Origin of the sequence: Massilia eurypsychrophila (assembly GCF_002760655.1) — a bacterium.
GTDB lineage: Bacteria > Pseudomonadota > Gammaproteobacteria > Burkholderiales > Burkholderiaceae_D > JAFCUW01.
Genome location: NZ_PDOC01000001.1, coordinates 69,519 through 90,990, shown reverse-complemented (window position 1 = coordinate 90,990; position 21,472 = coordinate 69,519). Strand labels below are relative to the sequence as shown.

Genomic DNA, 21,472 nt, shown 5'->3' with positions numbered 1-21,472 from the left:
GTTCAATATCAAACCGATCAGCGTGAGATTCGGTGGAAATTCGTTTCCGCCGAACAAGCTACGAATTTTGACCCGAGTGTTGCGAAATCTCAAGTTCGGGAGAGATTTCCCAAATGAACTAACTTCTTCTTGTGTAATCTTGGTTCGCCCGTCGTTACAGGCGGCCCTGTGTGTGGAGACCACCAGGTAAAAACGGCAGCCAGGCCATGCGCCCGGAATTGCCCATTAAACAATCGGAAAACAAAAGGAAATCACATGAAGCGGAATCAGTCCCAGAATCAGAAATTGGTGAGAATGTGTGCAGTTCTTGCGGTCGCCGGCGCCTTGCCGCTGACGGCGATGGCCGGCGTGCCCGAGTTCCACGCGGCGGCCCAGGCCGTGCAGCCGATCATGCAGACCGACCGCCTGATCGTGAAGTACAAGGATGCCGCCCCGGCCGGCAAGGGCGTGGCCAAGGTGCCGGCCATGGCGCAGGCGCGCAAGGCGCTGGTCGACCGCGCCGGCCAGCAGTTCGGCCTGTCGATGAAGATGCTGCACACCTCCGCCACCGGCGCCCATATCGTTCAACTGAGCAAGAAGATGTCGGCCGAGGAAGTTGCCGCGCTCGCCGCCGAACTGGTCGCGCGCGACCCGTCGGTCGAGTACGCCGAGCCCGACCTGATCATGCAGAAAATGTTCACGCCGACCGACCCGCGCTACAACGAGCAGTGGCATTACTTCGAGACGACCGGCGGCCTGCGCCTGCCTGTTGCCTGGGACAAGGCCACCGGCACCAACGTCAAGGTGGCGGTGATCGATACCGGCTACCGTCCGCATGCCGATCTCAGCGGCCAGTTCCTGCCGGGCTATGACTTCATCTCCAGCGCCACCATCGCCAACGACGGCAACGGCCGCGACAGCGATGCCAGCGACACCGGCGACGCCATCGTCGCCGGCGAGTGCGGCACCGGCCAGCCGGCCCAGGACCAGTCGTCGAGCTGGCACGGCACCCACGTCGCCGGCACCATTGCCGCGCGCACCAGCAACGGCCTCGGCGTGGCCGGCGTCGCCTTCAACGCCAAGATTGTGCCGGTGCGCGTACTCGGCAAGTGCGGCGGCTACACGTCCGATATTGCCGACGCGATCATCTGGTCGTCCGGCGGCGCCGTCTCCGGCGTGCCGGCCAATGCCAACCCGGCGCGCGTGATCAACATGTCGCTCGGCGGCGGCGGCGCTTGCGGCGCCACCACCCAGAACGCCATCAACAGCGCGCGCTCGCGCGGCACCGTCGTCATCGTCGCCGCCGGCAACGAGAACACCAACGCCAGCAATTCGAATCCGGCCAACTGCGCCGGCGTCGTCACCGTCGCGGCGACCAACCGCTCCGGCGGGCGCGCCTGGTACTCGAACTACGGCACGGTGGTCGACGTTGCCGCGCCAGGTGGCGACACCAGCGTGGCCGCCAACGGCATCTTGTCGACGCTCAACGCGGGCACGAAGGCGCCGGGCGCCGACAACTACGCGTTCTACCAGGGCACGTCGATGGCCACGCCGCACGTGGCCGGCGTGGCCGCACTGATGTTGTCGAAGAACGCCAACCTGACGCCTGACGAAATCGAGAGCAAGCTCAAGTCCACCGCGCGCGCCTTCCCGGCAACCTGCACCAGTTGCGGCACCGGCATCGTCGATGCCAATGCCGCGGTCGATGCGGCCAGCGGGACAGTGACGACGCCGGCGCCGGCGATGAACGAAGTCGAGTCGAACAACACCCTCGCCAGCAGCAACAGCGTCGCCACCAGCGCCACCGTTGTCAGCGGCAACATGGGCTCGAGCACCGACACCGACTTCTTCGCCGTCCAGCTGCCAGCGGGCAAAACGCTGACGTCGACGTTGACGATGGGCACTTCCACCGCCGACTACGATTTGTACGTCTACAACAGTAGCGGCACACTGCTGGCCAGGAGCGAAAACGGCGCCGGCGTGGTGGATGCGGCATCGGTGAGCAACACCGGCACCACGACCAGCGCCCGTTACGTGCGCGTGGTCTACTACAGCGGCGGCACCGGCGCCACCAGCGGCAAGTACACGCTAAAGATGGCGTGGTAAGCAAGCCCGTCTGACCGGGTAAGCCTGAAGGGGTGACGCGTGCGTCGCCCCTGTTTTCGTTCGCACAGAGGTGCGTCCTGCCCGCTGCTTGCAACAATGCACGTTTCCGGGAATACTGTATGCATTTACAGTATTTTGAGCCAGCGTGAACGACTCGTCCCGAAAAATCATCCACTGCGATTGCGACTGCTTTTATGCTGCGGTGGAGATGCGCGACGACCCGACCTTGCGCGATCTGCCGCTGGCCGTTGGCGGCCGGCCCGATCAGCGCGGCGTGGTCGCCACCGCCAACTACGAGGCGCGCCGCTACGGCGTCCACTCGGCGATGGCGACGGCGCAGGCGCTCAAACTGTGTCCCGAGCTGGTGGTGCTGCCGCCGGCGATGGAAAAGTACCGCATCGCATCGCGCCAGATCCTGGCCATCTACGGCGACTACACCGACCTGGTCGAGCCGCTGTCGCTCGACGAAGCCTACCTCGACGTGTCCGACTCGCCGCACTGCAAGGGCAGCGCCACCCTGATCGCGCAGGAAATCCGCCAGCGCATCTTCGACACGGTGGGCATCACCGCCTCGGCCGGCGTGGCGCCCAACAAGTTCGTCGCCAAAATTGCCAGCGACTGGAACAAGCCGGACGGGCTGTGGCTGGTGACGCCCGGCGAGGTCGACGCCTTCGTCGCCGCGCTGCCGGTCAAGAAATTGCACGGTGTCGGCAAGGTGACTGCGGCCAAGCTGAACAAGCTGGGCGCGCAGACTTGCGACGACCTGCGCGGCTGGACCTTGCTCGACTTGCAGCATCACTTCGGCAGCTTCGGCGCGCGTCTGCACGATCTGTGCCGCGGCATCGACAACCGGCCGGTCTCGAACGCGCGCGAGCGCAAGTCGGTCAGTTGCGAAGAAACTTATACGCCGGACGTGCCTGGCTTGCCCGCCTGCCTGGCGCTGCTGCCCGAGCTTTACGACAACCTGTTAGGGCGCATCAAGCGCGCCGGCGCCGAAAAAAACGTCAACAAACTGTTCGTCAAACTGCGCTTCGCCAACTTCACCCAGACCACTGTCGAGTGTGTTGGGCGCGAGCCGAACCTGGCGCAGTTCGAGAAGTTGATGGAGACCGGATTTGCGCGCGGCAACCAGCCGGTGCGCCTGCTTGGCGTCGGCGTGCGCCTGGGCGAAGCCGAATCGATCGAGCAACTGAGCCTGTTTGGCAACCCCTCGCTTGATTAACCACAGGCACAAATTTGGACCGGGGCGGCTGGCCCCGGCGTGTAAAATGTCGTTCCTTCTGTCATGCTGAAACAAACGGATATCAACTATGTGGTTTAAGAATCTTCAGATTTATCGCCTGCCGGCACCGTGGAACTACACCCCTGAGCAACTGGAAACGGCCCTCGCGCCACAAAGTTTTGTTCCCGCCACCAGCAACGAACTGCTGCGCCAGGGCTGGGATACGCCGCGCCCGAATGGCGGTCTGGTCCATGTCGTCAACAAGCAGATGCTCATTCTGCTCGGCACCGAAAAGAAACTGCTGCCAGGTTCCGTGATCAACCAGGTTGCCAAGGCCAAGGCGGCCGAGCTGGAAGAAGCGCAAGGCTTCGCGCCGGGCAAGAAGGCAATGAAAGAACTGAAGGAGCGCGTCGCCGACGAATTGCTGCCGCGCGCGTTCAGCATTCGCAGCAACGTGTTCACCTGGATCGATCCGGTCAACGGCTGGCTGGTGGTCGACGCGGCGAGCCCGGCCAAGGCCGACGAAGTGATCAAGCTGCTGCTGAAGGCAGTCGACAAGTTGCCGCTCGAAAGCCTGCGCGTACAGCGTTCGCCGGTGGCAGTGATGACAGCTTGGCTCGAGACTGACGAAGCGCCGGTCGGCTTCACGGTCGACCAGGACACCGAGCTGCGCGCCACGGGCGAGAGCAAGGCGGCGGTCCGTTACGTCAAGCACGCGCTGGAAGTGGACGACATCCGCCGCCACATCGCGGCCGGCAAGCAATGCACGCGCCTGGCGATGACGTGGAACGACAAGATTTCCTTTGTGCTGACCGAGTCGCTTGCCATCAAGGGCATCAAGCCGCTCGACGTCATCAAGGAAAGCGACACCTCGACGCGCAACGACGAAGAGCGTTTCGACAACGACATGATGCTAATGACGGGCGAGCTGTCGAAGATGATGGCCGACATCGTCGAAGCCCTCGGCGGCGAAGCCAAAGCCTAAAACGCACCAAAAAAAATTGGGGTCAGACCCGTTTTTTAAGTCTAAAACCGGGGTCAGCGCCGAATAAAAACCGGGTCTGACCCCGATTCTTTTTCGGCCTCCCAAAACACGCGTGCGCCCAGCGCGGTGCGCATTCTGGCACGCGAAAAAAATCCGGGTCAGACCCGGTTTTTATGGCGAAAAGCGAGCCATCGCCTGAACAAAAAACGGGTCTGACCCCGATTTTTATAGCGGCTGGAATACGCCAGCGGCGCGGTTTTTTGTGACGTTGTCCCACGCGAAGACCTGGCCGTTCATCGCCACGTACACGCCGGCCGCCAAGGTCTGCGCCACGCCGGCCGCAAAACCCATATTGAACAATGCGTCGGAATTGGCGATCTCGTAGGGGATCATGGCGCCCGTTAGCACGATTGTCTTGCCCAGCGCAGCGGCGCCCAGCACGGCCGCCGTCTCGCGCATCGTGTCGGTGCCGTGGATGATGACGATCGCGCTCTCGCTCGCCGCGCGGCACGACGCCAGCACGCGCTGGCGGTCGGCGTCGTGCATGTCGAGCGAATCGAGCAGCGGCAATTGTTCGAGCGCCACGGGAATCGTCATGCGCGTGCGCGCCAGCGCCGCCGGCAGGTGGCTGTCGGCAAAGCCAAGCGTGCCCGTCAGTTCGTCGTAATGTTTGTCGAAGGTGCCGCCGGTGGCGATGATGCGCAAGCTCATGGTGTGTGCGGGTTCGTTAAGGAAGAGTGCGCCATGATAGCGCGTACCACACTCGCCGGGCAAACACGCAAAGGGGTTGTATCTGCTTGTGACTACGCTAGAATCTTCCTCAGCGCTTCAGTACACTTGGCCTTTTTTCGCACGACGACTCGATGAAAACGCTTGCCCCAGGAACCGTTATCTTTCACCGCCACCGCGGCTACGGCGTGATCACGCACGTCAATTTGTTGACCGGCTGGATCAGCGCCCGCTTCGGCAGCGAAGCGCGCACGCTCGACCTGAACCTGTCGACCGACGACGTCCAGCACGCCGACGGCGAAGCAATCCTGTTTCGCCGCGCGCCGCCCGACCGCATGCCGCACGCGCGCCTGATGGCGATGGTGCGCGCCCTGCACCAGGCCGGCTACGAAAAGCTGTACCTGTATTCCTGGCCGAAACCGTCCGGGCTGCACTGGCGCTGGCACCTGTTCACCGGCCAGCGCGACTGGATGCAGCGGCCATGGCGCGAAGGCTGGTACGGCTCCGGCGCCGACTACAACGTCAATCCGGTGATGGGCTGGGGCGATTCGCCCGGCGCCACCACCGACGAGCTGATCACTGCACTGGCGCGCTTCGATCCACAAGGACTGGCGCAAGCGCTGGGCCGCGACGAGGATCACACTGCCTGGTTCCAAGGTGTCTGCAAAGCGCTGCTGCCTGGCTACATGTATAGCCTGGATATGGAACGTGCCACCGCCGACCGGCTGCGCGAAACCCCGCCGGTGCCGGTGATCGCGGTGCGCGCAAGCTTGCCGCCGTATTCCGGCCCGCAGCTGAGCTGGCCGCCAGGCTGGGCCGGGCTGTGGACGCGCGCCCACGTGCTGCCGGCGCCGCCGATCAACATCACCGGCGAGCCGCTGCAGCTGACCCGCCGTCTCACCGAGAAACCGTAACCGCAGGGGTCTGACCCGAAAAGGAAAATCGGGTCAGACCCCTGCTGTTCCGCTAACCCAAAAACGAGTCAGACCGCTGCTGATCTGCCCAGTGCCTCGCGATTCAAAATCCCGCTCGGCTTGCCTTCGGCGAAATTGACGATGTTGCGAAACGCCGCCTCAAAATAGATTTCATAGCTGTCGCGCTCGACATACCCGAGGTGCGGCGTGGCCAGCACCGTCGGCATGCGCAGCAGCGGCGCATCGGCCGCCAGCGGCTCGCTGGTAAACACATCCAGCGCCGCCGTGCCGGGACGGCCTTGCTTGAGCGCCGCCTCCAGCGCGCCCTCGGCCACCAGCTCGGCCCGGCTCGTGTTGACGAACAACGCGCTGCGCTTCATGCGCGCCAGGTCCTGCGCCGTGACGATGCCGCGGGTGGCGTCGGCCAGCCGCAAATGCACGCTCATCACATCGGCACGCTCGAAGAATTCCTCCTGTGACGCCGCCGCCTGGAAGCCGTCCGCTACCGCCGCTGTCCGGCTCGCCTCGCCGCCCCACACCAGCACGCTCATGCCGAATGCCTTGCCGTAGCCCGCCACCATCCGGCCGATCTTGCCGTAGCCCCAGATAGCCAGGGTGCGGCCGCGCAGCACCGTGCCCAGGCCGTTGAGCGCCGGGTTGATCGACGCCGTCTGCCACAGCCCGTCCTTCAGGTTGTTCGCGTACGGCACGATCTTGCGGCTGGCCGCCATGATCAGCGCCCACGTCAACTCGGCCGGTGCAACCGGCGAGCCGACCCCCTCGGCAATCGCCACGCCGCGTTCGGTGGCGGCATCGACGTCGATGTGGCCGGCCACCTTGCCGGTCTGCGAGATCAGCTTCAGGTTCGGCAGCTTCGCCAGCAGCGCACGCGACAATACAGTGCGCTCGCGGATCAGCACCAGCGCGTCGTACGGTGCCAGCCGGATGGCCAGCTGGCCCAGTCCTTTGGTCGAACTGCTGAATACTTTGACCTCATGCGCGTCTAACAGCTCGAAGCAGTCGAGGGTGCGTACCGCATCCTGATAATCGTCGAGAACAGCTATTTTCATTTTGATTGGCAGATCACTAATAAAAGTTCGTAGGTAAATAACAGTGAATCCGGAGGCTCGGAGTAGCCTACTACGTTAGTCGGCTATTATTACTACATTTTTGGCCGTCCGACGTCTGCAGCAGCGTTTTGGGGGTGTACAATCGGCCCGATATTTTGGGATTTGGCGGGTAAACGTTCCCGCCAGGTTCCTCTGCAACACCGTCCCGCAACCGACTCAACGTTGCCGACGAGACCGCCGTGACGCCGGCCCTGCGCGGAGTTTTCTCCCCGGGCAGCCTGATGCGAGCGACGGTCGACAACCGAATCTTAATTAGCATTTGGAGGTTTTTATGAATCAGCCCGTCATGGGAGGCGTGTCCGCACTGAACGTCCCAGCTTACATCAAACACCAGAAACTCATCAATTGGGTGGCTGAAATCGCGGCTCTCGCCAAGCCCGACCGCGTCTACTGGTGCGATGGCTCGCAGGAAGAGTACGACCGCCTGTGCGGCGAGATGGTTGCCGCCGGCACCATGAAGAAGCTCAATCCCGAAAAGCGTCCGAATTCCTACCTGGCCTGCTCGGATCCGACCGACGTCGCCCGCGTCGAAGACCGCACCTACATCTGCTCGGCCACCAAGGAGCAGGCCGGCCCGACCAACAACTGGATGGCGCCGGAAGCGATGCGCAGCACGCTGCACGGCCTGTTCGACGGCTGCATGGCCGGGCGCACGATGTACGTCGTGCCGTTCTCGATGGGTCCGCTCGGTTCGCCGATCGCCCACATCGGCGTCGAACTGTCCGATTCGCCTTACGTCGCCGTCAACATGCGCATCATGACGCGCATGGGCCGCGCCGTGTACGACGTGCTCGGCGACAGCGGCGAGTTCGTGCCGGCCGTGCACACCGTCGGCGCGCCGCTGCGTGCCGGCCAGGCCGACGTCGCCTGGCCATGCAACGACACCAAGTACATCGTCCACTTCCCGGAAACGCGCGAGATCTGGTCGTACGGCTCCGGCTACGGCGGCAACGCGCTGCTCGGCAAGAAGTGCTTCGCGCTGCGCATCGCGTCGAACATGGGCCACCAGGAAGCGCAGCAGGGCGGCACCGGCTGGTTCGCCGAGCACATGCTGATCCTCGGCGTCGAATCGCCCGAAGGCAAGAAGCACTACGTCGCGGCGGCCTTCCCGTCGGCCTGCGGCAAGACCAACTTCGCGATGATGATTCCGCCGGCCAGCTTCACCGGCTGGAAAGTGACGACCATCGGCGACGACATCGCCTGGATCAAGCCGGGCGCCGACGGCCGCCTGTACGCGATCAATCCGGAAGCGGGCTACTTCGGCGTGGCGCCGGGCACCAACGAGCAGACCAACTACAACTGCATGGCCTCGATGCGCGAGAACACCATCTTCACCAACGTCGCGCTGACCGACGACGGCGACGTCTGGTGGGAAGGCCTGACCAAACAGGCGCCTGCGCACCTGATCGACTGGCAGGGCAAGGACTGGACGCCGGCGTCGGGCACCAAGGCGGCGCATCCGAACGCGCGCTTTACCGTCGCGGCGACGCAGAACCCGGTGCTCGATCCGGCCTGGGACGATCCGGCCGGCGTACCGATTTCGGCCTTCATCTTCGGCGGCCGCCGTTCGAGCACGGTGCCGCTGGTGACCGAAGCGCGCAACTGGACCGAAGGCGTCTACATGGCCGCGACGATGGGCTCCGAGACCACCGCCGCTGCCGCCGCCAAGGTCGGCGTGGTGCGGCGCGACCCGTTCGCAATGCTGCCTTTCATCGGCTACAACATGAGCGACTACTTCCAGCACTGGCTCGACATGGGCAAGAAGCTCGACGTGGCCAACCTGCCGAAGATCTACTGCGTCAACTGGTTCCGCACCGACGACGACGGCAAGTTCGTCTGGCCCGGTTTCGGCGACAACATGCGCGTGCTGAAGTGGATGCTGGACCGCATCGAAGGCAAAGCCGGCGGCGCCGAGAACCTGTTCGGCACCACGCCGGCGTTCTCCGACCTGAACTGGGAAGGCCTCGATTTCACCGAGCAGAAGTTCGACCGCATCACGTCGGTGGACCACGCCGGCTGGAAGGAAGAAGTCAAGCTGCACGACGAGTTGTTCGAGAAGCTGGCGTATCACCTGCCGCAGGAGCTGGTCGACACTCGCAAGGCGCTGGAAGCGAAGCTGACTAGCTAAGCGTGCGACCAAACCGGGGTCAGACCCGGACGTAAAAAAGGGGGCTTTCGCCCCCTTTTACTTATTTCAGCAACGGTCCCAGGTACTTGCCGGTCACGCTGTTCGGATTGACCGCCACGTCCTCCGGCGTGCCGCTGGCGATGATCTGCCCGCCGCCGGCGCCGCCTTCCGGCCCCAGGTCCACAATCCAGTCCGCCGTCTTGATGACGTCCAGGTTGTGCTCGATGATGACGAGCGTGTTGCCCTGGTCGCGCAGCCGGTGTATCACCTTCAGCAGCAAATCGATGTCCTGGAAGTGCAAGCCGGTGGTCGGCTCATCGAGGATGTACAGCGTGCGCCCGGTGTCGCGCTTGGACAGCTCGAGCGACAGCTTGACCCGCTGCGCCTCGCCGCCCGACAGCGTCGTCGCGCTCTGGCCCAGCTTGATGTAGCCAAGGCCGACGTCGAGCAGCGTCTGCAGTTTGCGCGCGATGACCGGCACCGGCTTGAAGAACTCGTGCGCGTCCTCCACCGTCAGGCCCAGCACCTCGGTGATGTTCTTGCCCTTGTACTGCACCTCGAGCGTCTCGCGGTTGTAGCGCTTGCCGTGGCAGACGTCGCACGGCACGTACACGTCCGGCAGAAAGTGCATCTCGACCTTGATGACGCCGTCGCCCTGGCACGCCTCGCAGCGCCCGCCCTTGACGTTGAACGAGAAGCGCCCGGCGCTGTAACCGCGCTCCTTCGCCGTCGGCACGGTGGAAAACAGATCGCGGATCGGCGTGAACAAGCCGGTGTACGTCGCCGGGTTCGAGCGCGGCGTGCGCCCGATCGGCGCCTGGTCGACCGAGATCACCTTGTCGAAGTGTTCCAGCCCGCTGATCGAATCGTGCGCCGCCGGCTCCGTCTGCGATCCGTACAGGTGGCGCGACAGGGCCGGGTACAGCGTGTCGTTCACCAGCGACGACTTGCCCGAACCGGACACGCCGGTCACGCACGTCATCAGGCCGACCGGCAGGTTCAGCGACACCTTCTTCAGGTTGTTGCCGGTGGCGCCGGTGATCACCAGCTGCTTGTCCGGATTGGCGACGTGGCGCTTCTTCGGCACCGCGATCTTCAAGGTGCCGTTCAGGTACTTCGCCGTCAGCGACTTCTTGTTCTTCAGGATCTGCGCCAAGGTGCCTTCGGCGATCACCTCGCCGCCATGCGCGCCGGCGCCCGGGCCCATGTCGACGATGTAGTCGGCGGTGCGGATCGCGTCCTCGTCATGCTCGACCACCAGCACCGTGTTGCCGATGTCGCGCAGGTGCTTGAGCGTTTCGATCAGGCGGTCGTTGTCGCGCTGGTGCAGGCCGATCGACGGCTCGTCGAGCACGTACATCACCCCCGTCAGGCCCGAGCCGATCTGCGACGCCAGCCGGATGCGCTGCGCCTCGCCGCCCGACAAGGTGTCAGCGCTGCGGTCGAGCGACAAATAATCGAGGCCGACGTTATTCAAGAACTTCAGGCGCGAGATGATCTCCTTGATGACGCGGTCGGCGATGTCCTTCTTCGCGCCCTTCAGGGTGAGCTTTTCGAAGTAGGCCAGGCAGTCGCGCAGCGGCTTGTTGGCCACCTCGTAGATCGCGCGCTGCTGCTTGCCGGCGCCGAGCTTGACGTAGCGTGCTTCCACGCGCAGGCGCGCGCCGTCGCACGACGGGCACTGCTTCTCGTTGATGAACTTCGCCAGCTCCTCTTTCACCGCCATCGAATCGGTCTCGCGGTAGCGCCGCTGCAGGTTGGTCACCACGCCTTCGAAGGTGTGGTCGCGGATCACGGTGCGGCCACGCTCGTTCACGTAGGTGAACGGGATGGTGGTCTTGCCGGAGCCGGTCAGCACCGCCTTCTGCGCCGCTTCCGGCAGCTGCTCGAACGGCATGTCGATGTCGAACTCGTAGAACGCGGCCAGGTTCGACAGCATCTGGAAGTAGAACTGGTTGCGCCTGTCCCAGCCCTTGATGGCGCCCGAAGCGAGCGACAGGTTGGGGAAGGCGACGATGCGCTTCGGGTCGAAGAACTCGATGTGGCCGAGGCCATCGCACTCCGGGCATGCGCCCATCGGGTTATTAAACGAGAACAGGCGCGGCTCGAGCTCCTGCAGCGAGTAGCCGCAGACGTTGCAGGCAAACTTGTTCGAAAAGACGTGCTCCTGCGTGCTGTCCATTTCGAGCGCGACGGCGCGGCCATCGGCCAGGCGCAGCGCCGTCTCGAAGCTTTCGGCCAGGCGCTGCTTGATCTCGGCGTTGACCTTGACGCGGTCGATCACCACGTCGATCGTGTGCTTCTCGGTCTTCTTCAAGGTCGGCATGTCGTCGATCTCGTAGATCTTCGCCGCGTGGGTGCCGCTCTGGATGCGGAAGCGCACGAAGCCCTGCGCCTGCATCGACGCGAACAGGTCGGCGTGCTCGCCCTTGCGGTTGGCCACCACGGGCGCGAGGATCATCAGCTTGGTGCCTTCTTCCATCGCCAGCACGGCGTCCACCATCTGCGACACGGTCTGCGCGGCCAGCGGATGCTCGGCGTGATCGGGGCAGTAGGGCGTGCCGACGCGCGCGTACAGCAGGCGCAGGTAGTCGTGGATTTCCGTGACGGTACCGACGGTTGAACGCGGGTTGTGCGACGTCGCCTTCTGCTCGATCGAGATCGCCGGCGACAGGCCTTCGATCAGGTCGACGTCGGGCTTTTCCATCAGCTGCAAAAACTGGCGCGCGTAGGCCGACAGCGATTCGACATAGCGGCGCTGGCCTTCGGCATACAAGGTATCGAACGCGAGCGATGATTTACCGGAGCCGGACAGGCCGGTAATGACGGTCAGCTTGTTGCGAGGCAGGTCGAGATTGATGTTCTTGAGATTGTGCGTACGGGCGCCGCGGATGCGGATCTGTTCCATGTAGTGTGCTTTCAATGGTGGTGCGGGCCGGCGCGTACGAACCAATGTCGGCGGGCCAAAAAAGGGGCAACCTGTAACTATAGCCGTGTTTCAATGCTCGCGCTCCTGGCAGCCACGATTGCCGGACGGGCGGCGTGATGGATTTTGGGAGAACTACTGTATATAATAACAGTATTATTGCTGGCGGTATATAAAGCTGGCGACGCTCGTATTTGGGACGTGATGCTGGCGTTCCAATGGCAAAACCGCCAGAAGTTCAAAATATATTTCGGGCTGCCCGGGCCGGTCAGATAGTGTGAAAATAGCTAAACAAGCCGTTTAACTTCCGCGATAATAGCGGGTGTTCGCAAGGACACCGATATCCCTGGCGCTTAGTCAAGTGCAGAGCCAGGGTCCACAAAAATTCAGAGGAGCAACACATGGCATCTGTAAACAAGGTCATCATCGTCGGCAACCTGGGGCGGGATCCGGAGATCCGCTACATGCCGAGCGGCGACGCGATCGCCAACATCGCTGTGGCCACATCGTACAAGTCGAAGGACAAGAATACCGGCGAGCAGAAAGAGCTCACCGAGTGGCACCGCATTTCGTTCTTCGGCCGCCTGGCTGAGATCGTCGGCCAGTACCTGAAGAAAGGTTCCTCCGTGTACGTCGAGGGCCGCCTGCAGACCCGCAAGTACACCGACAAGGACGGCGTCGAGAAGTACGCAACCGACATCGTCGCCGAGAACATGCAGATGCTGGGCGGTCGCCAGGGCATGGGCGGCGACAGCGGCATGGACGATGGCGGCGGCTACGAGAACAGCGCCCCGAGCCGTCCACAGCCGCAGCAGCAGCGCCAGGCGCCGCCGGCGCCAGCAGCGCGTCCGCAGCCGAAGCCGGCGCCGAACTTCTCGGACATGGACGACGACATCCCTTTCTAAGGCACACCAAGGAACAAGTTGTAAACAAAGCCCCGTAACTGTTGAAGTTACGGGGCTTTTTTACTTTTTCTGGAGTTCTTGTACAAAGAATTGATAATTTGGGTAGACCTCTTGATGCTGTAGCCGATTGACCCAAACCGCCGAGAATCGATGACCCATCTGACCGTTGGTAAGCACAGGCCCAGCGTGGCTTTCCGGGGCAAGGCCTGGCTCAGCGACGAGTGCACGTTAAGTTCATTGGTGCCCTACATATTGTTAGGGTATGATTATACTTAATGGTCGTGTTGCCTACCGGTTGAGGAGTTGAGAATGAATAAGATCGAGGCCATCAACAAACTTACCGCGTTGGACCGCGTGGGAGTGTACGTCCTCTCCAAAGGAGACCTCGCCAAGGCCTTCCCGTATGAGAAGGAGAAGGCCTTCGAAAAGTCGCTGCAGCGCCTGGTGTCCGATGGGATCTTGCAGCGGGTGGCCAAGGGCATCTACGTCAATACCATGGCCAAGTCCAAGAGAGGACAGGTCATCGAGGACATCGCCGCGGTGCTTCGCCGGGGCCATTTTTCCTACGTGACCAGGGAGTCAATGCTGTCCGAATATGGGGTCATTTCCCAGGTACCTATGAGCCGCATCACCCTGATGACCACGGGCGCGAATGGCGTCTACCAGACTCCGTATGGAACCGTCGAGTTCACGCACACTAAACGCCGGCTGGCAGAGCTCATTCAGCGAACGCTCACTGTGAAGGGGCGGCCGCTGCGCATCGCCACCAAGCAGGCTGCGATTGCCGATCTCATGCGCTCCGGCCGCAACACCAGCATGATCGATATGAAAGAACTTGCCGATGCCTGAAAATTTCAAAGAACTGGTTGACGTCGCGATGCAGCAGCCGGGCCGCACCGCCATGAGGCCCGTCGTAGAAAAAGAAATCCTCCATTACGATATCTTCTATGCCCTCGATTCGGCGGGTCTGCTGAAGGATCTGGTCTTCCAGGGCGGCACGTCCCTGCGCCTTTGCCGCGGCTCGAATCGCTTCAGCGAAGATCTCGACTTCGCCGGTGGCCGCGACTTCAGCTCGCAGAAGATGCAGGCCATCAAGGCCTGCATTGAAAAACACATCGGCCAGCGGTACGGCTTGGCGGTCGAGGTCAAGGAGCCGAGGGAGATGGCCACCTCGCCCGATTACGACAACGTCCGCGTCGACAAGTGGCAAGTGAGCGTCGAGACCTCGCCCGCGCAGCGGGACATGCCGCGCCAGCGGATCAAGCTGGAGATCGCCAATATCCCTGCGCACACCAGCGAGCTGGTACCCCTGCGCCAGAACTATGACTTTCTGCTGGGTTATGGTCTGGTGCTTGTCAATGCCGAGACGCTTGACGAGATCCTGGCGGACAAGGTTGTCGCATTCCCCGCGTCGGTCAAAAATATCCGGTACCGGGACATTTGGGACATCGCATGGCTACAGCAGCAAGGTGCCAAACTGAATCCGGAGCTGGTCGAGCGGAAGATAGAGGACTACCACATTGAAGATTATGCGGAGCTGATCAAGGATGCGATCGACAGGCTTCCTGGCTTTGTCGACAGCAAGCCATTTGTTGATCAGATGACGAGGTTCATCGATGCGGACACGCTCGCGCGAACCCTGCGTGAACCCAAGTTCGCGGAGTACCTCAAGAGCACAGTCGGCCAGGTCCTGGAGTCGATGGCTGCCCACCTCAACCGGGCGCGCGACGATGACGGCCCTGGTTTCAGGATGTAGGGGCTTGAGCCTTGTTGACAAAATGGTTATTGATCGCGGCATACGCCGAGCAATACCTCCCGCAGCTGTAGGCACCATGCACTGTTTGACCATGACTGTTTACGTCTGCAGCTACACACAACGGTTCTGATATACAGCCAACTGATTCGACGAAACTGCCTGGAACTGTTTGGGTTCCGTGCCGCATTTCTTTGGCGTATCGTTGGCACGCGACTTGCATCGGTACCGGCATCCATGCGTGCACATGCAGCCGTTGGGCGCGCGATCCGGTCACTGGCGCCGCGATGTCTCGGTCACCGCACCATCTGCGGGCGGCTGACGCCATTTCGGGGCGCCAGGCGAAGTTGTCGCGCATGGACACAACCATCCATTTGCAACCGAGGAATCGCATGAGCCGTCTCGAAGTCACCGAAAAAATCATCACCGCCAAAGTCACGCGCGGCCTGAAGTGGGCCGACGTGGCCGCCAAGGTCGGCCTGAGCAAGGAGTGGGTCACCGCCGCCTGCCTCGGCCAGATGACGCTCGACGCCAGGCAGGCCGGCATCGTTGCGGACTACTTTGGCCTGAGCGAAGAAGACCAGCGCTGGCTGATGGCGGTGCCCTACAAGGGTTCGCTGCCGACGCAGGTGCCGACCGATCCGCTGATCTACCGCTTCTACGAATTGATCAGCGTGTACGGCACCACCTTCAAGGAACTGATCCATGAGGAGTTCGGCGACGGCATCATGAGCGCGATCGACTTCAAGATGGACCTGGTGCGCGAGCCGCACGACGCCGGCGACCGCGTGAATATCCAGATGAGCGGCAAGTTCCTGGCTTACAAGACCTACTGATGATGACGCGCCCTTGCCGCCGTTTGACGCCGACGGCAAGGGCCCGCCTTACCGGGCACGCGGCGGCCGGCGGTATCGGCGGTCTCACCAGCGCCATCCGAAAAGCTCGTGCCGTTAGTCCGGAGGCGTGCTGCGCACGGCCTTGCGCAGCACATCCATCTGGTGATTAAAACGGGTACATGCGGTGCACATCACAAGATGGACCCGCATCCTTCCGCGTTCCACCATCGACAGCTTCCGGTCCATCCCTTCCGACACCAGGCGATGCACTTCGCGGCACGTCGGTTTTAGTTGATTCTCTTTTTCCATACGATCTCCAGGGCGGTTCATCGCGCCGCGCGGTCGCCAAACCAGTTCAGGTCCAGGCACTCCCGCAGGCGCAAGCGGGCGCGATACAGTACCACCCAGACGTTGGATGGGGTGACCGCCAATGCCTGACAAATTTCGTCCGTTTCCAGTTCTAGCCATTCGCGCATCATGAATATCCGCGCCGTCTGCGGCGGCAGATTCTCCATGCATGTTTCGAGCACGCGAAAGAAATCCTTCTGCGCCAGAGTGTCATCGGGATCGCCCCACTTGCGCGGCATCTCGGCGGTGTGGCCGCCGGCGAGAAACAGCGCATCGATCATGTCGGCGTCGGATTGCTGATCGTCGGATTGCAACGTCTGCTCGCGCTGCGATGCCCGCAAGGCGTCGATGATCTTGTATTTGAGGATGCCGGTGACGTAGGTGCGCAACGAAGACTTGCCCTGGAAGCTAGCCGGCTTTTCGAGCACCGCGACGAGGGCGTCCTGCACGGCGTCTTCCGCCAGCGGCTTGTTGCGCAGCTGAACCAGGGCAAACCTCAGCAGCTGCGGCCGCATCGCTTCAAGCTGAGCGGTGATGTGAAGCGTCGAATCCATGTGCTGCCCAGGTTGAGAGTGCGTCCAGCGAACGTCGCGCTGCGCGGTTGGCAATTCTAGCGCAGCGCACAGTCAGTCGTTTGGCGGCACGGATCCTTACGACAATTTTCTTTCAGCGCCCTGTGTAAGGATCGCATGGTGCGCCAGACCAATCGATGACCTCACCTGTACGGGAACATCCGAACCCGGCATGCGTGCGGACCATTCAAGGGAAATACCATGAACACCATAGTGACAGCAACGATGGCGATGGCGATCGCATGTGCATGCGGCGGCGCCTTGGCGCAGGACAAGATGAACAGCGCCGATGGCATGAAGAAAGACGGCATGCATGCCGATGCGATGGCCAGTGACGGGATGGCGAAGGGCGCGATGGGCAAGGATGCAAAAAAATCCGCCAAGAAGCATGCGACCATGAAACAGGGCGATATGGCCAAGGATGGCATGGCAAAGGACAGCATGACGCATGACGCCATGTCCAAGGACATGATGAAAAAGGACGCCATGAAAAAGTGAGTGTCGCCAGCGCACAGCGTTGCTTGCGAGCGGGTAAAGTGCGGGCCTGGTGTTCAGACAGGCCCGCCACTGCCGACGCCGCGCATCGCCACCGTAAAGAACTGGTAACCGTTGCGCCCGGCATTCTTGGACGCGTACATCGCCTCGTCGGCGTTGCGCACCAGCTCGTCCGGGGTGATGCCGTCGCCCGGACAGACGGTGATGCCGATGCTGCACGAGATCGACGCCTCGCCGGCGGCCAGCTCGAACGGGCGGCGCAGCTCGTCGAGGATCTCGGCGGCGATGCTTTCGATGTGGTCCGGCAAGGTCACGTCGGTCAGGATGACGGTGAATTCGTCGCCGCCCAGGCGCGCCACGGTATCTGTGTCGCGCACGCACTTGCTGATGCGGCGCGCCACTTCCTGCAGCATCTGGTCGCCGGCGGCGTGGCCGAGCCGGTCGTTGACCTCCTTGAACAGGTCGAGGTCAATGAACATCAGCCCCAGCGGCAGGCCGGTGCGGGTCGAGTGCTTGATTTCATGCTCGAGCCGCTCGCGAAACAGGCTGCGGTTCGGCAGCTCGGTGAGGAAATCGTGGTTGGCGCTGCGGCGGACGCGCTCTTCGGACGCCTTGCGCTCGGTGATGTCGCGCGCGCTGCCGGCCACCGCCTCGCAGACGCCGGCCGGGTTGAACACCGGCACCAGCAGGTATTCGTAGGCGCGCTCTTCGCCGCCGTCGAGCTGGGTGAACATTTCGCCGCGGTGGGTCTTGCGGGTGGCGACGACGCTTTTCAGCTGGCGCTCGATGTCGCGCACGAACGGCTTGCACAGCGACCGGAAGTCGTTGCCGATCAGCTCGGCGGGAATCTTCTGGAAGACGTCGCTGAACGCCCTGTTGGCGTAGATGATGGCGCCGGTCGTTTCGAGGATGTAGTTCAGGTCGGGCGAACTCGACAGCAGGGCCTCGAACAGCCGGTTGCGCCGCTCCTTCATGTCGGTAAAGCGGGCCAGCGATTCGGCCACCGCCTGGTCGATCGCTTCGTTGAACCGGGTGATGTCGTCGGCCGCCACCGACGGCAGCGCCAGCGAGTCGACCGACAAGCGCAGCACGCTGGCGCGCAGGGCGCGAAATTCGGCAATCGATTCGTTGACGTCGAAGCCTTCCACATAGCGCGACAGGCCGTGCATCGCCGCTTCGGTCTCGGCCGGCATCGGCGGCGCCCGGCCCTTCGACTTTTCGTCGCGCTCGCTGGAACTTTGCTCGCACTCGAGGTCGTCGCAGATGACCAGCAAAATGCCGCGCGCATGGTCGCGCAGCGCGGTCTGGTCGAGGCCTTCGGCATGCTTGAAAGCTTGGGCGAACTTCTCCCATTCGTCGAGGATGGAGTCGACATTGGCACGGATGAAGTGCGGTAGTCTCATGGGCGATTTACGTCCGGATGGCAATCAGACCCCTTAGACCGCGCAGCCCGCCCGTGGTTCCGGTGTGCATTGGCGCCGCTGCGCCGGCGCGCACGAAAACCGGTATCATTGCCGCCATCGCCTCCTCCTTCCCGCCGACTGCCGCCATGCTCAGAACACCTGCTTCCTTCGTCCCGCTGATGGCGCAGCAAGACCACGCCGAGCCGCTCACGTTCCTGTTCTTCCAGGGCCGGCTGCTGGTGCGCGAGGAGGACCTGTCGCTGCCGGACCCGGCCGCGCTGGCGCGGCTCGAGCTGGGCGCGCACCAGCTCCATCCGCTCGGCCTGCTCGATGGCCGCTACTGCCAGGCCGGCTGGGTCGAGCGCGACGAGGCGCCGGCCGCCGGCTACGCCTGGCGCGGCCTGCGCTCGCTGTTCGGCGCGATGGACGAAGACCTGCTGGGGCTGGCCGGGCGCGCCTCCCAGCTGGCCGAGTGGGCGCGCACGCACCGTTTCTGCGGCGCCTGCGCCAGCGCGATGCAGCTCGCCGCCGGCGAGCGCTGCTTCAAGTGCAACCGCTGCGGCCACCTGGCCTATCCGCGCATCTCGCCGGCCATGATGGTGCTGATCCGCAAGGGCGACGCGGTGCTGCTGGCGCTGCACAGCGCGTCGCCGACCAAGCGCTTCAGTCCGCTGGCGGGCTTTCTCGAAGCGGGCGAATCGGTGGAGGAGGCGGTGCACCGCGAAGTGTTCGAGGAAGTCGGCCTGCGCGTGCACAACCTGCAGTATTTTTCCAGCCAGTCGTGGCCGTTTCCCCATTCGCTGATGCTGGCGTTTACCGCCGACTATCTCGACGGCGAGATCCGCGTCGACGGCATCGAAATTGCCGAAGCGCGCTGGTTCGGCCCCGGCGACGCCTGGCCCGAGCGGATCGCCCACGTGTCGGTGTCGAGCATGCTGATCGACGCGCACCGCCCGCCGCAGTAGCAGCGGGGCCGGATGCAGGTCTTGCCGCGGCGTTCAATTTCTGACGGGAAATGACCCGCCCTCCGCAGGCCGGCCCTCCGCATTTTCTATATACTGTCGGCAATCGTTAAAATTAGGGTACGACCAATGTCCCACCATGATGCCTTCTCGGAAAATGACTGGCGCCGGCTGCTGAGCAGCTTCGGCGAAGACCCGGACCGCCCGGGCCTGGCCGAAACACCGGCGCGCGTGTCGAAGGCGTGGAAGCACTGGACCTCCGGCTACGCGCAGGATCCGGTGTCGCTGCTCAAGGCGTTCGAGGACGGCGCCGAGCAGTACAACGAGCTGATCGTGGTGCGCGGCATTCCCGTCTACAGCCACTGCGAGCACCACCTGGCGCCGTTCTTCGGCAAGGCCACCATCGGCTATCTGCCGAACGGCAAGATCGTCGGCCTGTCCAAGCTGACCCGGCTGGTCGACTGCTTCGCCAAGCGCCTGCAGGTGCAGGAGCGCATGACGATCCAGATCGCCAACGCGCTGATGGAAGTGCTCGAGCCGAAGGCCGTAGGCGTGGTCATCAAGTGCCGCCACCTGTGCATGGAAAGCCGCGGCATCCGCACCCCGGGCGAAGAAACGATCACCTCGGCGATGCTGGGCGAGCTGCAGCCGAACCTGGGCCTGCGCACCGAATTCCTGGCCCTGGCGCGCGACTAGCATGGCCGCCGGCGCGATCGACTGGCAACGCGATCCGCAGGCCGCGTTCGCGCAGGCGCGCGCGGCCGGCAAGCCGCTGCTGCTGTACTGGGGCGCCGCCTGGTGCCCGCCGTGCAACCGCATCAAGTCGGTGGTATTCAACCGGACCGACTTCATCGAACTGGCCGACTCGTTCATCGCCCTCGAGATCGACGGCGACAGCGTCGGCGCCCAGCGCCTGGCCGCCCAGTTCAAGCTGCGCAGCTATCCGACGCTGGTGGTGTTCCGACCCGACGGCGCTGAAGTGACGCGCCTGCCGTGCGAACTCGACGGCAAGCGCTTCGTCCACATTCTCGACCTCGCGCTGAACGCGCGCTTCACCGCCGCCGAGTCGCTCAGCGTGGCGCTGTCGCGCGAGCGCGCGCTGTCGGACGACGAGTGGCGCCTGCTCAGTTTCTATTCGTGGGACACCGACGAGCGCCAGCTGCTCAAGAACCTCGACTTCGCCGCCATCGTCGCCAGCCTCACACGCGCCTGCACCCTGGCCGACGCGGTGGTGCGGCTCGAGTGGCTCGGCCTGCACGCGGCGGCGGTGGCGGGCGAAACCGGCCTCGACCAGGCCGCCGCCATCCGGCGCCTCGAAGCGACGCTGTGCGACAACCAGGCCGTGTGCCTGCAGTTCGACATCGTGATCGGCTACGCGCTCGACCTGGTGCGCTTCCTGACCGCGCCCGGCAGCACCGCGCGCGCGCGGCTGATCGCCTCGTGGTCGGACGCGCTGGTGAGCCTGGAAGACGACGACACCCTCGACATCGGCGACCGTCTCAACGCGCTGCGCACGCGCGTGCGCTTGAGCCGCCTTGGCGCGGCCGAGCCGCAGCTGCTGGCGCTGGCCAGCGCGCGCGTGGCCGAGGCGACCGCGCAGGCGCAGGGGCCGGCGCTGCGCCACACCGTCGTCGTCACCGGCGCCGGCGTGCTGTCGGACGCCGGCCTGATCGACGAAGCGCAGCAGCTGCTGCGCGCCGAGCTGGCGCAGTCGCACGCGCCGTATTTTCTGCTGCATAGCCTGGCCGCGCTGGCCAAGCGGCGCGGCGAGCCGGCCGCCGCGCTGCATTGCTACGAGCAGGCGTGGGCCGATGCCGTTGGCGGCGCGACGCGGCTGCAGTGGGGCGCGACGTATCTGCTGGCGCTGCTCGACCTGGCGCCGCGCGACGGTGCGCGCATCGAGCACTGCGCGGCCGAGCTGGCGGCCGAATTTGCGGCCGTGCCGGACGCGGCGTTCCAGCGCAACCGCACCCAGGCGGCGCGCGTGGTGAAGGCGCTGTCGGCTGTCGAGGACGCCGGCGCGCAGGCGTCGGCCCTGCTGGCGGCGCTGCGGCAACTGCTTTTGAACGCATAGAGGGA

The 21,472-nt window shown here is 63.7% G+C and carries 19 protein-coding genes; 13 read left to right on the top strand and 6 right to left on the bottom strand.

The genetic code is table 11. The features are described 5' to 3' along the window. Positions 1 to 294: 294 nt before the first annotated feature. The 3 genes from CR105_RS00435 to CR105_RS00425 all read left to right on the top strand — a co-directional run bounded on the left by CR105_RS00435 (position 295) and on the right by CR105_RS00425 (position 4,292). A complete protein-coding gene (locus CR105_RS00435; protein WP_229413523.1) occupies positions 295 to 2,085 on the top strand; it encodes a S8 family peptidase in 1,791 nt (596 codons plus the stop codon). Positions 2,086 to 2,230: 145 nt separating this feature from the next. Next, on the top strand, positions 2,231 to 3,307 hold the full coding sequence (gene dinB / locus CR105_RS00430) for a DNA polymerase IV (protein ID WP_099786465.1): 1,077 nt from the start codon (positions 2,231 to 2,233) through the stop codon (positions 3,305 to 3,307). Positions 3,308 to 3,395: 88 nt separating this feature from the next. Then, complete coding sequence (locus tag CR105_RS00425) at positions 3,396 to 4,292, top strand: recombination-associated protein RdgC (RefSeq protein ID WP_099786464.1); 897 nt, start codon at positions 3,396 to 3,398, stop codon at positions 4,290 to 4,292. Between the two features lie 225 nt (positions 4,293 to 4,517). On the opposite strand, the gene CR105_RS00420 is transcribed toward CR105_RS00425, so the two are convergent. Then, positions 4,518 to 5,003 carry an asparaginase domain-containing protein gene (locus tag CR105_RS00420; protein ID WP_099786463.1) on the bottom strand — a complete coding sequence of 162 codons (486 nt, stop codon included), beginning with the start codon at positions 5,001 to 5,003 and terminating at the stop codon, positions 4,518 to 4,520. Between the two features lie 152 nt (positions 5,004 to 5,155). On the opposite strand from CR105_RS00420, the gene CR105_RS00415 reads away from it, so the two are divergent. Next, complete coding sequence (locus tag CR105_RS00415) at positions 5,156 to 5,935, top strand: L-asparaginase (protein WP_099786462.1); 780 nt, start codon at positions 5,156 to 5,158, stop codon at positions 5,933 to 5,935. A gap of 68 nt (positions 5,936 to 6,003) precedes the next feature. Here the strand turns inward: CR105_RS00415 and CR105_RS00410 are convergent, their stop codons facing one another. Then, positions 6,004 to 7,005 (bottom strand): D-2-hydroxyacid dehydrogenase family protein, encoded by a 1,002-nt coding sequence (locus tag CR105_RS00410; RefSeq protein ID WP_099786461.1) that lies wholly within the window; start codon positions 7,003 to 7,005, stop codon positions 6,004 to 6,006. Positions 7,006 to 7,336: 331 nt separating this feature from the next. On the opposite strand from CR105_RS00410, the gene CR105_RS00405 reads away from it, so the two are divergent. After that, positions 7,337 to 9,193 (top strand): phosphoenolpyruvate carboxykinase (GTP), encoded by a 1,857-nt coding sequence (locus CR105_RS00405; protein ID WP_099786460.1) that lies wholly within the window; start codon positions 7,337 to 7,339, stop codon positions 9,191 to 9,193. Positions 9,194 to 9,254: 61 nt separating this feature from the next. Here CR105_RS00405 and uvrA read toward each other — a convergent pair whose 3' ends face one another. Then, on the bottom strand, positions 9,255 to 12,101 hold the full coding sequence (gene uvrA, locus CR105_RS00400) for an excinuclease ABC subunit UvrA (protein ID WP_099786459.1): 2,847 nt from the start codon (positions 12,099 to 12,101) through the stop codon (positions 9,255 to 9,257). A 419-nt stretch (positions 12,102 to 12,520) separates the two neighbouring features. Here uvrA and ssb point away from each other — a divergent pair, with 419 nt between their 5' ends. The 4 genes from ssb to cynS all read left to right on the top strand — a co-directional run bounded on the left by ssb (position 12,521) and on the right by cynS (position 15,613). Further along, positions 12,521 to 13,024 carry a single-stranded DNA-binding protein gene (gene ssb / locus CR105_RS00395; RefSeq protein ID WP_099786458.1) on the top strand — a complete coding sequence of 168 codons (504 nt, stop codon included), beginning with the start codon at positions 12,521 to 12,523 and terminating at the stop codon, positions 13,022 to 13,024. A gap of 309 nt (positions 13,025 to 13,333) precedes the next feature. Next, a complete protein-coding gene (gene abiEi, locus CR105_RS00390; protein WP_099786457.1) occupies positions 13,334 to 13,873 on the top strand; it encodes a type IV toxin-antitoxin system AbiEi family antitoxin in 540 nt (179 codons plus the stop codon). Then, entirely contained in the window at positions 13,866 to 14,780 is a 915-nt protein-coding gene (locus CR105_RS00385; RefSeq protein WP_099786456.1) for a nucleotidyl transferase AbiEii/AbiGii toxin family protein, read from the top strand. The genes abiEi and CR105_RS00385 overlap by 8 nt, the downstream gene beginning before the upstream one ends. 389 nt (positions 14,781 to 15,169) lie before the next feature. Further along, positions 15,170 to 15,613, top strand: coding sequence for a cyanase (gene cynS / locus CR105_RS00380; RefSeq protein ID WP_099786455.1), 444 nt, complete (start codon positions 15,170 to 15,172; stop codon positions 15,611 to 15,613). 114 nt (positions 15,614 to 15,727) lie between these two features. Here the strand turns inward: cynS and CR105_RS00375 are convergent, their stop codons facing one another. Beyond that, on the bottom strand, positions 15,728 to 15,922 hold the full coding sequence (locus CR105_RS00375; RefSeq protein WP_099786454.1) for a zf-HC2 domain-containing protein: 195 nt from the start codon (positions 15,920 to 15,922) through the stop codon (positions 15,728 to 15,730). 17 nt (positions 15,923 to 15,939) lie between these two features. Then, complete coding sequence (locus CR105_RS00370) at positions 15,940 to 16,515, bottom strand: sigma-70 family RNA polymerase sigma factor (RefSeq protein ID WP_099786453.1); 576 nt, start codon at positions 16,513 to 16,515, stop codon at positions 15,940 to 15,942. A 243-nt stretch (positions 16,516 to 16,758) separates the two neighbouring features. Between CR105_RS00370 and CR105_RS00365 the strand changes: the two genes are divergently transcribed. Continuing rightward, positions 16,759 to 17,031: a pentapeptide MXKDX repeat protein gene (locus CR105_RS00365; protein ID WP_229413521.1), complete on the top strand. Its 273-nt coding sequence runs from the start codon at positions 16,759 to 16,761 to the stop codon at positions 17,029 to 17,031. A 53-nt stretch (positions 17,032 to 17,084) separates the two neighbouring features. On the opposite strand, the gene CR105_RS00360 is transcribed toward CR105_RS00365, so the two are convergent. Next, positions 17,085 to 18,431, bottom strand: a complete 1,347-nt coding sequence (locus tag CR105_RS00360; protein WP_099786451.1) for a diguanylate cyclase domain-containing protein — start codon at positions 18,429 to 18,431, stop codon at positions 17,085 to 17,087. A gap of 146 nt (positions 18,432 to 18,577) precedes the next feature. Here CR105_RS00360 and nudC point away from each other — a divergent pair, with 146 nt between their 5' ends. From nudC to CR105_RS00345, 3 genes are all read left to right on the top strand, one after another. Continuing rightward, positions 18,578 to 19,396: an NAD(+) diphosphatase gene (nudC, locus tag CR105_RS00355; RefSeq protein ID WP_099786883.1), complete on the top strand. Its 819-nt coding sequence runs from the start codon at positions 18,578 to 18,580 to the stop codon at positions 19,394 to 19,396. 126 nt (positions 19,397 to 19,522) lie between these two features. Then, a complete protein-coding gene (folE, locus tag CR105_RS00350; protein ID WP_099786450.1) occupies positions 19,523 to 20,089 on the top strand; it encodes a GTP cyclohydrolase I FolE in 567 nt (188 codons plus the stop codon). 1 nt (position 20,090) lies between these two features. Further along, positions 20,091 to 21,467, top strand: coding sequence for a thioredoxin family protein (locus CR105_RS00345; RefSeq protein WP_099786449.1), 1,377 nt, complete (start codon positions 20,091 to 20,093; stop codon positions 21,465 to 21,467). Positions 21,468 to 21,472 lie beyond the last annotated feature (5 nt).